Source organism: Paraburkholderia flagellata (assembly GCF_021390645.1).
Lineage (GTDB): Bacteria > Pseudomonadota > Gammaproteobacteria > Burkholderiales > Burkholderiaceae > Paraburkholderia > Paraburkholderia flagellata.
This window is the reverse complement of sequence record NZ_JAJEJT010000001.1, coordinates 103,973-117,772: the sequence shown is the minus strand read 5'-3', so window position 1 is coordinate 117,772 and position 13,800 is coordinate 103,973. Positions and strand designations below refer to the sequence as shown.

The 13,800-nt window shown below is 65.6% G+C and carries 13 protein-coding genes; 6 read left to right on the top strand and 7 right to left on the bottom strand.

Annotated elements, in window-relative coordinates:
- Positions 1 to 270 precede the first annotated feature (270 nt).
- Together L0U83_RS00530 and L0U83_RS00525 are read right to left on the bottom strand one after the other, a co-directional pair.
- The gene (locus L0U83_RS00530) at positions 271 to 579 is read right to left on the bottom strand and encodes an H-NS histone family protein (RefSeq protein WP_091993872.1); all 309 of its coding nucleotides are present in this window, start codon (positions 577 to 579) and stop codon (positions 271 to 273) included.
- Between the two features lie 414 nt (positions 580 to 993).
- A complete protein-coding gene (locus L0U83_RS00525; protein WP_233878958.1) occupies positions 994 to 1,671 on the bottom strand; it encodes a HugZ family pyridoxamine 5'-phosphate oxidase in 678 nt (225 codons plus the stop codon).
- 150 nt (positions 1,672 to 1,821) lie between these two features.
- Between L0U83_RS00525 and L0U83_RS00520 the strand changes: the two genes are divergently transcribed.
- Positions 1,822 to 3,042: an MFS transporter gene (locus tag L0U83_RS00520; RefSeq protein ID WP_233878955.1), complete on the top strand. Its 1,221-nt coding sequence runs from the start codon at positions 1,822 to 1,824 to the stop codon at positions 3,040 to 3,042.
- A gap of 105 nt (positions 3,043 to 3,147) precedes the next feature.
- On the opposite strand, the gene L0U83_RS00515 is transcribed toward L0U83_RS00520, so the two are convergent.
- Positions 3,148 to 4,293, bottom strand: coding sequence for a branched-chain amino acid ABC transporter substrate-binding protein (locus L0U83_RS00515; protein WP_233878953.1), 1,146 nt, complete (start codon positions 4,291 to 4,293; stop codon positions 3,148 to 3,150).
- 561 nt (positions 4,294 to 4,854) lie between these two features.
- Positions 4,855 to 5,994 carry an NAD(P)H-dependent flavin oxidoreductase gene (locus tag L0U83_RS00510; RefSeq protein ID WP_233878951.1) on the bottom strand — a complete coding sequence of 380 codons (1,140 nt, stop codon included), beginning with the start codon at positions 5,992 to 5,994 and terminating at the stop codon, positions 4,855 to 4,857.
- A gap of 266 nt (positions 5,995 to 6,260) precedes the next feature.
- Between L0U83_RS00510 and L0U83_RS00505 the strand changes: the two genes are divergently transcribed.
- Positions 6,261 to 6,962 carry a dienelactone hydrolase family protein gene (locus tag L0U83_RS00505; protein WP_233878950.1) on the top strand — a complete coding sequence of 234 codons (702 nt, stop codon included), beginning with the start codon at positions 6,261 to 6,263 and terminating at the stop codon, positions 6,960 to 6,962.
- 201 nt (positions 6,963 to 7,163) lie between these two features.
- Positions 7,164 to 8,678: an amidase gene (locus tag L0U83_RS00500; RefSeq protein WP_233878949.1), complete on the top strand. Its 1,515-nt coding sequence runs from the start codon at positions 7,164 to 7,166 to the stop codon at positions 8,676 to 8,678.
- A gap of 72 nt (positions 8,679 to 8,750) precedes the next feature.
- Here the strand turns inward: L0U83_RS00500 and L0U83_RS00495 are convergent, their stop codons facing one another.
- The 3 genes from L0U83_RS00495 to L0U83_RS00485 form a co-directional block, all read right to left on the bottom strand.
- Positions 8,751 to 9,062, bottom strand: coding sequence for a high-potential iron-sulfur protein (locus L0U83_RS00495; protein ID WP_028203157.1), 312 nt, complete (start codon positions 9,060 to 9,062; stop codon positions 8,751 to 8,753).
- 217 nt (positions 9,063 to 9,279) lie between these two features.
- Entirely contained in the window at positions 9,280 to 10,386 is a 1,107-nt protein-coding gene (locus tag L0U83_RS00490; RefSeq protein ID WP_233878947.1) for an NAD(P)/FAD-dependent oxidoreductase, read from the bottom strand.
- Positions 10,387 to 10,584: 198 nt separating this feature from the next.
- Entirely contained in the window at positions 10,585 to 10,899 is a 315-nt protein-coding gene (locus L0U83_RS00485) for a DUF4148 domain-containing protein (RefSeq protein ID WP_233878945.1), read from the bottom strand.
- Positions 10,900 to 11,289: 390 nt separating this feature from the next.
- Between L0U83_RS00485 and L0U83_RS00480 the strand changes: the two genes are divergently transcribed.
- The 3 genes from L0U83_RS00480 to L0U83_RS00470 all read left to right on the top strand — a co-directional run bounded on the left by L0U83_RS00480 (position 11,290) and on the right by L0U83_RS00470 (position 13,532).
- Positions 11,290 to 11,892: a hypothetical protein gene (locus L0U83_RS00480; RefSeq protein ID WP_373321037.1), complete on the top strand. Its 603-nt coding sequence runs from the start codon at positions 11,290 to 11,292 to the stop codon at positions 11,890 to 11,892.
- 52 nt (positions 11,893 to 11,944) lie between these two features.
- A complete protein-coding gene (locus tag L0U83_RS00475; protein ID WP_233878942.1) occupies positions 11,945 to 12,745 on the top strand; it encodes an endonuclease/exonuclease/phosphatase family protein in 801 nt (266 codons plus the stop codon).
- Positions 12,746 to 12,887: 142 nt separating this feature from the next.
- A complete protein-coding gene (locus L0U83_RS00470; protein ID WP_233878939.1) occupies positions 12,888 to 13,532 on the top strand; it encodes a LysE family translocator in 645 nt (214 codons plus the stop codon).
- The last annotated feature ends 268 nt before the right edge of the window (positions 13,533 to 13,800 follow it).

The following is a 13,800-nucleotide window of genomic DNA, read 5'->3' as shown; positions in this document are numbered from 1 at the left end:
AATCACCGCGATTGTAGCTACCGTATGCGTCGATTTTATGGATACCCCTAAAAATCTCTTTTAAATCAGATGCCTACAAGACAAAGAAGCATTCTCATTCACGCCACGGGTACTGGCGTCTCCAACCGCGTGCGGCGTAGAAAATCAAAAAGCCGCGCGTCCCCGGACTGCGCGGCTTCCAGTTTTCGAGAATCAGCAGATACCTTGCCTGACTCCGCTCCTGCTTCGACTCATGCGCAGCGGATTGAAACGCGCCGCTGACAAGTTGATTTACTTCTGGATCAGAAAACGATCGCGGTCTTGACCGGCGATCCAGCGCGGCGGCTTGCCACGGCCCGACCACGTGCTGCCGCTGTCGGGATCGCGGTATTTCGGCGCGACGCTCGCACGCGAGCGGCTGGCTGCCTTCGCGGCTTTGGCATTGGCGCGGCCGCCACCGAGTTCTGCCAGCGTAATGCCGTAGTCGGCCATTTTCTGCTTGATTTCGTCGAGGACCTCGGCATATTCGCGAGCCTTCGCCTCTTCAATCTGCTTTTCCAGCTTTTCTCGCTGAGCGAGGAGTTCCTTGTAGGAAGACATAGGTGCCCTTGTGGTTTGATCTTTAATGGCTACTGATCTCGCGCCAGTATGCCGATTGATAGATGCGTGCCTCGGAAATCGGTGGCGAGATTAACACAGAATTGAATGCCGGGATGCGTGTAAGGAATAAAAATAATTTAAACCAGATTCAAATCCTGTCGCTTCCAACAAGGGGCTAACTCCTTGTCATTTCGTGCAAATCGGTATTTTTACTAAATCTCGCATTCGCCAGATAAATCCCCATCTCGTAATTAGCAGCGGATGAAAATTAAATGCTTTGAAATGCGTCAAACATTTCATCGCATGACAACTTTGACCCAATCAACGGGGACAGAAATAAATTGCTGCGAAGCAGCATGAGACGGCACGCTATATAGACGGCGGGATAACGCCCGCATGGGCTCGATAATCCCGTCAGGGCGTATGGCGCTCAATGCAGTCCGCTAGCACCGCATGCAAGGATTGCAAATCGGACTGCGGCGCATCGAAAACAAAACGCGTGCGCGCGCCGTCGATCACGAGATCCGCGCCGTAGCGGTCTACTCCTGCCAGATCCAGCCCGGCGCGGCGCGCGGGGTGGGCTTCGAAAAAGCGGATCAGCGTGATTTCGTCGGCGGGTGCGAGCAGCTCCAGCGAGTCGAGGTCCGCGCCGTCCATCCAGCCCATTGCGCCGAAGCCGCCGATATAGCGCAGCCGCTCGACCTGCATGACCCAGAACGTGAAGTCGCCGAGCGCGAGATAACGCTCGGCGTCCGGGTGATAGCGCACGTAGCGCCGCGCCAGCGCCTCGCTCGCTTCGCCGGCGGCGGCATCGACCGGTTCGAAGCGGCCGAGCAGCGTGGCGCGCGGTGCGTTCAGGACATCGGCGTCGCTCGCGTGCGCGACGAGAAAGCCCGCGCGCGAATCGTCGAGCAGATTGCGCGTGTGCTCGGCGAGCCGGCTCACGAGTATCACCGGGCGGTGCCGCGCGTCGGGCGCGAAAGGCAGCAGCGTGGGATACGGGAAGCCACGTGGTTCGCGCGAGTGCGTGGCGAGCGTGCCGGTGGGTGCCTGGTGCAGCAGATGCAGCGGGGCGTGAGCGGGAATCTTCAAGGGGCGAGTCCTCGAACCATGGATCCTGCCGATATTAGAGCAGTTGGTTCGGCAAACGCGCTCCGACGGGCGACTCGCACCTTCGTTAGAATCATCGTTTGCTTTCAGGCGCCTTCCTGGTCCCTTCCCTTTCTTCTGCCCGGAATCCCCGTGTCCGACCGACCGACCGACCCCGCCCTGCGCGTGGCGAGCCCCGCCGCCCACCATCGGGCGCTGCCCGCCGCCACGCGTCATCGCGCGCGCATCGCGACGATGGCGCTCTTTTTCGTCGCCGGCATGATGTACGCGTCGTGGGGCGTGCATGTGCCTACCGTGCGCGACAAGTTCCATCTGAGTCCGGCGCTGCTTTCCTACGCGCTTTTCGCGGTAGCGGGCGGCTCGATCGCCGCGATGACGACCATCGGCGGCTGGATCGCGCGCGTGGGCTCGCGACGCGCATGCCTCACCGGCGGCCTCACGATGTCAGTGTGCGGTGCGTTGATCCTGGTCGTGCCGTATTACTGGATGCTGATCGTCGTGCTCGCGTTTTTCGGCGTGGGCATGGCCACGCTCGACGTCGCCATGAACGCCGAAGCGAGCGCTGTGGAAGAAGCCGTCGGCAAGCCGATCATGTCGGGCCTGCACGGCATGTTCAGCCTGGGCGGCATGGCGGGCGCGGCGATTGGCGGCGTGCTGCTCGCGCGCGGCATGGCACCAGCGCTTCATCTCTTTCTGGCTTCGGCGCTTGCTGCGCTCGTGCTCTGGGTCTCGTGCCCGGCCGTCCTGCCGCATGTGCCGCACGCCACGCACGGCGAGCACGCGAAAACCGGCAACCGCTGGCGCACACCGGCGCTCTGGGCGCTTGGCGCCATTGCGCTCATCGCGCTGATCGCCGAAGGCGCGATGTACGACTGGGCCACGGTCTATATGCGCGACGTCGTGCTCGCAACGCCCGCGCTCGCCAGCGCGGCGTACGCGGCGTTCTCGGGCGGCATGGCCGCGGCGCGCTTCGCCGGCGACGCCGTGCGCGCACGCTTTGGCGCGCCGCAGCTGGTGCTGGCGAGCGCCTCGCTGGCATGCGCCGGCATGATCGGCGCGCTGCTGCTGCCGTACTCGTTCACGGCGCTCACGGGCTTCACGCTCATGGGTCTCGGCCTCGCCAACATGATGCCGGTGCTGTTCGCGGCCGCCGCGCGCGTGAAAGGCATCCACGCAGCCGAAGGGCTCGCGCATGTGGCGGGCATCGCGTATTTCGGCCTGCTGTTCGGGCCGGTGGTGATCGGCGGCATTGCGCAGGTGACCAATCTCACGGTCGGGCTCGCCGTCGTCGCGTTGTGCGCGGCACTCGTGGCGTTTGCGGGGCCGAAGGTGTTGCGGAGGTTGGGCATCTAATCGCGCATCGACTAGCGCGTCACGCGCAACGCCAAACAAAAAGCCCGCGGGTTACGAAAACCCGCGGGCTTTTCTAATCGCGTGCGCGAAATCGCTAAACGCGATTTACATCTTCACGACGTCGAGCAGCGACTTCTTGCCCGCCTTGTAGTTGTACAGCGAGATCACGCCGTGCTTGAGGTCGCCCTTCGAATCGAAGGTCGTCTCGCCAATCACGCCCTTGTAGTCCGTGGTCGGCATTTGGGCGAGGATCTTTGCCGGATCCGTCGAGTTCGCACGCTTCATTGCGTCGACGATGATGTACACAGCGTCATACGTGAACGGTGCGTAGATCTGGATCGGCTGGCCGAAGCGCTTCTCGAACTTGGCTTCGAATTCCTTGCCACCCGGCATCTTCTCGAGCGCCATGCCTGCTTCCGAACACACGATGTTGTCGGTCGCGTCGCCGGCGAGGTCGGCCAGCTTGTCGGTACAGACGCCGTCACCCGCGAGCACCTTCGCGCGCAGGCCAAGCTGCTTGGCTTGCTTCGCGAACGGGCCGCCGGTGGCGTCCATGCCGCCGTACATGATCGCGTCGGGGTTTTCGCCCTTGATCTTCGTCAGAATGGCGCGGAAGTCCACGGCCTTGTCGTTGGTCGCGTCATGCGACACCACGTTCATGCCGAGCGCCTTGGCGGTCTTCTCGAACTCGTTCGCGAGACCCTGGCCATAAGCCGTCGAGTCGTCGACCACAGCAACGGTCTTGACCTTCAGGTTCTTCGCCGCGTAGTTCGCGAGCGCCGGACCTTGCTGGGCGTCGGTCGCCACGACACGGTACGTCGTCTTGAAGCCTTGCTGCGTGTAGGCCGGGTTCGTGGCCGACGGCGAGATCTGCACGATGCCTGCATCGCTGTAGATCTTCGAAGCCGGGATCGACGTGCCCGAGTTCAGGTGGCCGACGACGGCAACGACCTTGTCGTCGACGAGCTTTTGCGCGACCTGGGTGGCCGTGCGCGGGTCAGCTGCGTCGTCTTGTGCGTCGAGCACGAGCGTGATCTTCTGGCCACCGATCACGAGGCCCTTCGCGTTGATCTCTTCGACTGCGAGACGTGCGCCGTTTTCGTTGTCTTTGCCGAGGTGCGCAATGCCGCCCGTCAGCGGCGCGACGTGACCAATCTTGATCGTTTCGTCAGCGCTCGCCACCGTTGCGAACGACGCAGCCAGCATCGCCGCAGCGCTAATCGGCAACAGCTTGTGAAGCTTGATATTCATGTAAGTCTCCAGTTTCGAACCCAAAAGCTACGTAATCGCCCAGTGCTCCCGCGCCCCGAACGTGTCGCTCCCCGTGCGGACGACCACGCAGGATGCATCCTTGATGCACCTGGCCAGCATGGCGAATGACCCGTTCATGGCGGGCCGCCCATCCATACTTGCGCGCAAGTGTAGGTGATCAAATTAATTTGGGGGATTTTTTTCAGATATTGGTGCGAGTACCAATATGCGTCCTGCAAGAACACTTCGAAACCCTGATCAATCGACCGCAAGCCTTATGTAATAAGGCATCCCGACTTTGGATCCAATAATTGGGATATTCCCTGAGGCGCCCTGCACGAATCGTTTTTAAGATTATTTGACCGCAGTTATTGGTGTGTTAGCGCACGCGTTGCGGGAATACACCAGGACGCGTTGCAGCGATATGAAAATCCCTCGCATTCACGATAACGTTTGCGAGTTCCATGGATGTCGACCACGCGCTTTTTGACTAGTGGCAATTCAAGTAAGCATTCGATTAATTTCGGATGCCGATACGTTGTTTACACTCATCTCATGCGGCTACGTGCCCGACGACGCGTGACTCAGTTTGCCGAGCACCGCGCGCCATTCGGCATCGAGCGCGTCGACGATTTGCCCCGCGCCGAGACCGTCCTCGCGCGAGCGCGAGAGCGCTGCGCCCTGCCCCGACCACAGCGAAAGATAATCGCCGTCGTTCTCGCGCGCCGCGCGCTGCCGCAACGGCTGCGTGAGCGCGTTCTGCACGGGGTACGGCGCGACCGTCTCATTGCGCGCCTCGAGTTGCTGCATGAGCGGATTGCGAATGCCGCGCGCGTGGCGCCCGGTGATCGCGCGCGTGACCGAGGTCGCGGTATCCGTCGACGCACGCAGCCGCGCCTTCCAGTCGGCAGGAATCGCGCTTTGCGTGCAGCCGAGAAACGCGGTGCCCATCTGCACGCCTTGCGCGCCCAGCGCGAGCGCCGCGACGATGCCGCGCCCATCCATGATGCCGCCCGCCGCCAGCACGGGCAGGCCGGCCGCATCGACCGCATCCACGAGTTGCGGCACGAGCGCCATCGTGCCGACGAGCGCGTGCGGCGCCTCGCCGTTGAACGTGCCGCGGTGCCCGCCCGCTTCGGCGCCTTGCGCGACGATGGCATCCGCGCCCGCATCGCGCCACGCGAGGCCTTCGGCCACGTGCGTCGCCGTGCCCATCACGTAGCTGCCGGCCGCGTGCAGGCGCGCGACATCGGCCGCGGGCAAAAGGCCGAACGTGAAGCTCACCACCGGCACGCGCAACTCGATCACCATGTCGAGCTGCGCGCGAAAGTCGGGTGCGTAACGTGCGAGCGCAACACCAGGTGGCAGGCCGAAGTGCGCCGCCACCGGATCGATGGCTTCGAGCGCGCGGCGCACGGTGGCTTCGTCGGGATTCGCCGGGTCGAGGACGAAGAGATTCACTCCGAAGGGCTTATCCGTCAGCGCGCGAATCGCCGCAACTTCGCTCGCGATCTTCTCGGGCGCAAGCGCCGCTCCGGCGAGAAAGCCGAGTCCGCCCGCGTTCGAGACCGCCGCGACGAGCGCAGGCGTGGTCGGACCGCCCGCCATCGGCCCCTGCACGAGCGGCAGGCGCAAGCCGAACCGGCGGCTGAACGGCGTGGAAAAGTCCGGCGACGTGCGCAACGCGGGAACAGAATTCATGACGCGATCCTTATATGGCTGAATGAGGCGTGACGATGCAAATCGCTACCGACTCTAGCCAAACCCCGCCTGCCCGAAAAATGAATAATCGAGATCATTACGATCCGCTTGCGAGATTGACCGGCGCTGCAGAGGTTCAACGGCCTATGGCAAACTGGCTCCCCGATTTCGCGATGCGCCACGGGCGGCGCGCTGGCCGCTTGCCAGTCCACACCCAGCCCACTGCGGCGCATTGCATGACTCGTTAATGAACACGGAGAAACAACATGAGCGTTTCGACCAAGTGGATCGACATTCCCGCCGGCAATGACAGCTTCGGCGCGTACCTCGCGCTGCCCAAGGGCGGCAAAGGCCCGGGCATCGTCATCCTCCAGGAGATCTTCGGCGTGAACGGTCACATCCGCGACGTCGTCGAGCAATACGCGCTCGACGGCTACGTGGCGATCGCCCCCGACGTTTTCTGGCGCGCGGCCCCGCGCGTCGAACTCGAATACGTGGGCGCGGACCGCGATCGCGGCATCGCGCTGATGCAGAAAACGGACGTCAACCTCGTGGTCGAGGACATCGCCGCGACGGCAGCCGCGCTGCGCGCGCTGCCCGAGTGCACGGGCAAGGTCGCGGCGATCGGCTACTGCTTTGGCGGCCGGCTGGCCTACCTCGCGGCCGCGAGCGGTTCGGTAGATGCTGCGGTGTCCTACTATGGCGGCGGCATCCAGAATCAGCTCGACCTGGCCGACAAGGTCACCAAGCCGATCCTCTTCCACTACGCCGAACTCGATCACGGCATTCCGCTCTCGGCGGTGGGCCAGGTGAAGGAGCGTTTCGCGGGCCGCCCGAACGCCGAGTTCCACCTGTACGCGAACGCCGATCACGGCTTCAACTGCTCGGTGCGCGCGTCGTACAACCAGCATGCTTCGGCGCTCGCGCACGGCCGCACGCTGAGCTTCCTCGCCGAGCATCTGCAATAGCGCTGTCTCACGGGCGGCGGCCGTTGTTGCGTTGATGCCTCGCCGCCGCCCGTCGGTCGTTGTGCGCATGCCCTGGCGCATCGATGCGTGCGCAACGACAAGCCCAGCGAGCACGCTGCCCGCTTACACTCCTTGCGTACGCTGCCCTTGTAGTCCCAACCGGGCCCCAACGCAGCCCCAACCCGACGAGGAGTGCGCGCCTTGCAGTCCGACTATCTGGAATACGACGCCATCGGCCTCGCCGATCTCGTGCGCCGCCGCGAAGTAAGCGCGCGCGAACTGCTCGACACTGCCATCGCCCGCGCGGAAGCCACCAATCCCGCGATCAACGCCATCGTCCTCAAGGACTACGAGGCGGCGCGCGAGCGCGCGCTGCGCATCGAGGCGTCCGGCAACGGCGTGAACGCGCTAAGCGTTGGCCCGCTCGCGGGCGTGCCGTTTCTCGTGAAGGACCTCGGCGCGGCGGTGGCCGGGCTGCGCATGACGCTCGGCAGCCGCCATTACCGCCACTACATTCCCACCGCCGACGCGCCCGTGGTCACGCGCTTTCGCGCTGCGGGCCTGAACATCTTCGGCAAGACGAGCGCCTCCGAACTCGGGCAGATGCCCTACACCGAACCCGAGCTGTTCGGCGCCTGCCGCAACCCGTGGAATCTCGATCACACGCCCGGCGGCTCGAGCGGCGGAGCGGCCGCTTCGGTCGCCGCGGGTATCGTGCCGCTCGCGCACGCGTCCGACGGCGGCGGGTCGATCCGCATTCCGGCGTCGTGCTGCGGGCTCTTCGGCTTCAAACCGTCGCGCGCGTTCCAGCCGGCGTCCGACGTGGCGCCGCCGCCCGGCGCGCTCGGCGTCGATCTCGCGGTTTCGCGCAGCGTGCGTGACAGCGCGCTCATGCTCGACCTGATTGCCGGCGACCCCGCGCTGCCAGCCGGCGCGCCCGGCACCTTCCTCGACGCCGCGCGCACGCCGCTCGACGGCTCGAAGCCGCTCGCCATCGCGCTGCTGACTGAGCCGATGTTCGCGGACACGGTCTCGCCCGAAGTGCGCAGCGCGCTCGACGACGCCGCCGCACTGCTCACCTCGCTCGGCCATCGCGTCGAGCCGTATTCGCTGCCGGTGAACTACGGGGAGGCGCGCGAAGCGTTTCTCGTGCTGTGGTCGGTGGTGGCCGAACAGTACGTGCTGCACGCGGACGACATCACGGGCACGAAGCCGCGCCGTCAGGAGTTCGAGATCTCGACGTGGGCCATGGCGCACATTGGACAAAAGCTCGGCGAGCGTGAGCTGCCCGCGGCGCTCGACGTGCAGCAGCGCATCACGGCGCAGCTCGCCGACCTGATGAAGCGCTACGACGTGCTGCTGTGCCCGACGCTCGCCGCGCCGCCGGTGAAGATCGGCCAACTGAAGCCAAGCCAGAGCGAACGCATACAAATGCGCGCGGTCACCGCCGTCCCGGTGGAAGTGCTGATGAGAAAGCTGCTGACCGAAGCCTCGAACAAGGCGTTCGCATGGGCTGGGTGCACGGAGCTTTTCAACCTGACGGGCCAGCCGTCGATGTCGGTGCCGCTCGCGTGGAACGCGCGTGGGCTGCCGATCGGCGTTCAGTTCGCCGCGCGCGAGGGCAACGACGCGTTGTTGCTACGCCTCGCGGCGCAACTGGAGGCGGCGCGGCCGTGGTTCAACCGCCGGCCGCCTTTGCTGCTGGCGCGGCTCTAGCGCGCCTTTACGAACGACGCGCAGGCGGCAAGGCGTGTGGGGTCTACGCGCTGCACCGCCCGTGCCGTTTCATCACGCCTTCTTGTTATAGGCGCTGCACCAGCCCTTGCCCGCGACCTGCTTGCCGCCGAACATCGGGCACGGCGCGAACGCGTCGGTGGCCTTGCCCTGATAAAACGTGCAGTTGCTGCAGTCTTGGCCGGCGGCGTACTTCGCGAATTTCGCCTTGTCGACCTTGGTCGCGTCGAGCTTGTAGCCGAGCGCCTGGGAGGTGGGATCGGATTCGGCAGCCTTGGGCGCGTCGGCGAAGGCCTGGCGCGAAAGCGCGAGCGTCGAAGCGACGCCGATGCTGGTGATCAGAAAGCTGCGGCGGGACGATTTCATATGACTCACTCCAGTATTGTGGCGATTCATTCGCTGGGTTTTCGCGCGGCGCTTTCGTGTGGCGCGCGCCGCGCATGCCTCTGAGCCGCTCTGGTGGCGGCGTCGCGAAGAAGCTTAACAACGAAGCCAGCCCCGGTGACGCTGCAATGCTGGAGATAAGTGAGCGGCATGATGCCGCTTGAGCGCAAAAAGGGCGCGCGAATGGCGCGAACCCGGATCAATCGAACGAAGCCATCTCGCACACGCGCTGCGCAATCGCGAGCGACGCTGTGAGCCCCGGCGACTCGATGCCGAACAGGTTCACGAGCCCGCGCACGCCGTGCGAAGCCGCGCCCTGGATCATGAAGTCGGCGGCGGGCTCGCCGGGACCGGAGAGCTTCGGGCGGATGCCCGCGTAGGCCGGCTGGAGCGCGCCGGCGGGGAGCGCTGGCCAGTAGGTGCGGATCTGCGCGTAGAAGGACTCGGCGCGGCGGGGATCGACGTCGTAATCGACCGCATCGATCCACTCGACGTCGGGGCCAAAGCGCGCCTGGCCGCCCAGGTCGAGCGTGAGATGCACGCCGAGACCCGCTTCGTTGGGCATCGGGTAGATGAGGCGCGTGAACGGCACGCGGCCCGAAACGCTGAAGTAATTGCCGCGCGCAAGATAGAACGGCGGCACGTGGCGCGCGTCGAGCCCGCGGATGCGTTTGGCGAGCTTCGTGGCGTAGAGGCCCGCGCTGTTGACGACACAGGCGGCGCGGATGTCGATCGGCGCGTCGCCGCCCGTCCTCACGGTGAAGCCGCCGCCCGTCGCATCGATCGACTCGACGGGCGACTTCAGCGCGATCACGGCGCCGTCGCGCTCGGCGTCGCCTTGCAGCGCGAGCATGAGCTGATGGCTGTCGACGATGCCGGTTTGCGGCGAGTACACCGCGGCGACGCATTCGAGCGCCGGTTCGAGCGCGAGCGCCTCGCTGCCGCTGATGCGCGTGAGGTCGAACACGCCGTTTTCCTTGCCCCGCGCGCGGATCGCCTCGAGTTGCGGAATCTGGTTCGCCGCCGTGGCGACGAGCAGCTTGCCGCAGCGAGCGTGCGAGACGTTGCGCGACGCGCAGTACTCGTAGAGCATTTCGCGCCCGCGCACGCAAAGCGTCGCCTTGAGCGAGCCGCGCGGGTAGTAGAGCCCGGCGTGAATCACCTCGCTATTGCGCGAACTGGTGCTGGTGCCGATGGCATCAGCGGCTTCGAGCACGATCACCTCGCGCCCGCGCGCGGCGAGCGCACGCGCCACGGCGAGGCCGACGACGCCCGCGCCGATCACCACGCATTCGATCTGGTCCATGTCCCTGCGTCCCGCCTTCGCAGCGCCGGCAGGCAAGCCGGCCGCTCCGCGATCCTCTCTGCCATGGGGACGGCGCCGCAAAAATCGCGCCGCCGCATGACAAAAATTGTACGCTGCCCGGCGGTCAGGCCACGCCAGACTCTCGCCTGGTACGAGCGGAAGGGAACAGAGGATGGAAGTCGCGCGGCAGCCGAAGCGTTAGTTGGCGGCGCTGCGAACGTGGAAGAAGCCCGCTGTGGCCTGCTCGCGCGGCGCGGTATAGCCGCCCATCGCGTATTGCTGCGGATAAGCCGGCGAATTCGGGTCCAGACTCAGTTCGCCGTGAGCACGGGCGCTGGCCAGTTCGGCCTTCACTTCGGCGCGCGTCTTCGGGGCGTTGTTCGTGGCGACGGCCGCGACGGGAAGCGATTGAACCGACGATGTCGGTGCATCGCCGCTGGCGAACGCGGGCGCGGTGGCAAGGGCGGTGGCGGCGCTGAACAGCAGGGCGGCGAGCGTAACGGACGTCTTCATGGCGAGGCTCCTTCGTGGCGATGCCCGGCAACCTTTGCAACGCATGCTGGCCAACCGGGCAATCCGAACAACGTGTTGGACACGTCGAAGCCAGTGTAAACACGGGCTATCGAAAAACCATCCCGATAAGCAACAAGTCAGCGTTGCAGTCACGACAACAATTTGCGACAAATTACCCCGTCGCACTTATGGTTGTTGCGCTTCAATAACCAATCTCTTGGCGCACCTTGGTTGAAGCGCGGCCGCCGCGTCCCCATCTCCACTGAACCGCTGCGGTCCGGCGTTTGCGAACCCGGTATAGGATCGATGGTCAGAACGTACCCGCCCCGCCATAGCGTTGCCGACACTGTCGCCTCGCGCGGCGCCGTGCACGGAGCCCCCCATATGAAGTTGTGGAAACATTGCCTCGCCGTGACGCTGTTCGCCGCCCTCGCGGGAACGAGCGTGCGCGCGCTGGCGCAAGCCCCGACGGAACCCCCACCGCCTCCTCCTCCGCCGCCCACCGCACCCGCCGCGACTGCTGTGGCGCCAGCGACGGCACCAGCGACGACACCTGTCACGCAGGGCGCAGTCCAGTGGGAGCTGCAGGTGATGCGCGACGGCCAGCAAATCGACGCGTTCAATGGCACGACCTCGATCGGCCAGGCGCACACCGACACGCATCACAAGGTCGTCTCGCACACCGTGGGCTGCAAGGATCAGCCGGCAGGCAGCATTGATCTGTCACGCACGATCACCGTTTCGCCGCTGCAGGTGCGCGCAAACCTGGTCGTCCTTTCGATCGACGCGCAGGAAACGCTCGAAAACGACGCCGCGCCAAGCACGCCGGAAGGCTGCCGGCTGCCGCCGCAGCCGCGTCAGGTGAATGCGAGCCATCCGGGCCTGATCGTGCCGGATGGGCAGTGGGTGAGCTGGCAGATCGTCGACCAGAACCCCTCGCTTGCGTACCGGGTGCGCGCAACGCTCGCGCCGCCGTCGGCGTCCGCACAGTGACCGCACAGATCCACGCATGACCCGGCGTGACCCAATCCGTTAGAAAAAACGCATGCGAAATCCCGAACAACCGCTCATCGACACCTCGCAGAGCAAAGACTTCGTCGCCGTGAGCTGGAATCTGCACAAAGGCCGCTCGCCGCTTGGCTTCGAGGCCTGGGAGGCCATGCGGCGCTGGGTGCAGTCCACCCACGCCGACGCCTGGTTTCTCCAGGAGGCGATGGCCCGCCGCTTGCCGCAGCCGGTGCTGGCCTCGGCCTTCGGCGCGCAGCTGGGCGACCCGCTCGACGACGTCTGGCACTGCCAGGCAACCGAAATCGCCACGTCGCTCGAATTGCAGATCGCCCTCGGGCCCAACGTATTCAAGCCTTCGTGGCGGCACGGCAATGCGATTCTCTCGCCGCATCCGCTCGATCTGGGCGGACGCTGGGACATCTCCGCACACCGCTTCGAGCGGCGCGGGCTGCTCGTTGCGCGCGCAAACGTCGCCGGCCAGTCCGTCACGCTGCTGTGCGCGCATCTCGCGCTCACGCGCAGCGCGCGGCTGCGACAGATGAACTGGATTGCGCACTGGATCGTGAAGGAAGCGCCGCAGGGGCCGCTCGTGCTGGCCGGGGACTTCAACGACTGGCGCAACGACTCCGTGCCGCTTTTTGCAGAGCATGGTCTGCAGGAAGTCGCGACGCTGCTCGGAGAGCCCGCGCGCACCTTTCCGGCGTTCTCCCCGGCGCTCGCGCTCGACAAGATGTTCGTGCGGGGCCTCAAGCCCGTCGAGCTGATCCAGCCCGCGCAGGAAACCGCCTGGCTCTCCGACCACCTGCCGTATATGGCGCGACTGCGCCTCGAAGATTGACGCGCTGAACGACGCCGCGCGGCTCAGCCGAAACTTCCGCACGACACTCCCCCAATCGCCGCCAGCGGCGCGCCCCGCCAGGCACCGGCCCGCGCTAAGATGTCGCGTCGCGCGCGCCGCGCGTTTCGTCAGGTGTCCTCAGATGCATTACCTCGCCACGCTGCTGCAGATCGTTGTCGTCTATCTGTTTGCGCTCATCAGCCCCGGCCCCAACTTCTTCATGGTCACGCAACTTTCGCTTGCCGGCCGCCGCGGCCTCGGCGTGGCCTCGGCGGCGGGCGTGGGCGTCGGCTCCACGCTCTGGGCGGCGCTCGCCATGCTCGGCTTCGCGGCCGTGCTGCAGCACATCGGCTGGCTTTACAACGGCGTGCGCGTAGCGGGCGCGCTCTATCTCGTCTGGTTCGGCCTCAAGCTGCTGCGCTCGGGCGTGCGGCGCGAACTGGCTGCCGCGGTGCAAGCCGTAGTCGCGCCGCCGCCTCCCGCCGACCGGCGCGCGTGGCTGCGCACCTGGCGCGCGGGCCTCATCACCTGCCTCACAAACCCCAAGTCGTGCGTGTTCTGGACCAGCGTGTTCGCGGCCGTGTTTCCGGCGCATCCGCCGCTATGGTTCTATGGCGTCGCGCTCGCCACGGTCGCCACGATGTCGTTCGGCTGGCATTGCAGCCTCGCCTTCCTGTTCGCCGACGACCGCACGCAGCGCGGCTACCGCCGCCTGCGCCGCCCCATCGACGCATTTTGCGGCGCCGCGCTGATCGGACTCGGCGTGAAGCTCGCGGCCGACCGCTAGGGCGGTCATGCCCCTCATGCATCTGACGCGCCGCGGCGCACTGCCGCACCACGGCTGCGGCGTCGAAAATGGCGCCATTACGCACGCATCGGCGCCTAAAAGCCACGCCGAAACTGCCCCGGCAGCAGGGTCAATGCTGCGGGCTGTCAGACCTTCCGGTATCATCTAGCCGAAAATTCGCACGCGCCGTTCGCCTTTTCGCGATCTGGCACGTGTTGCCAGCGATACGAGGACCCGCTCTCGCGGGTCCTGGCAAGGTCCAGTCCGG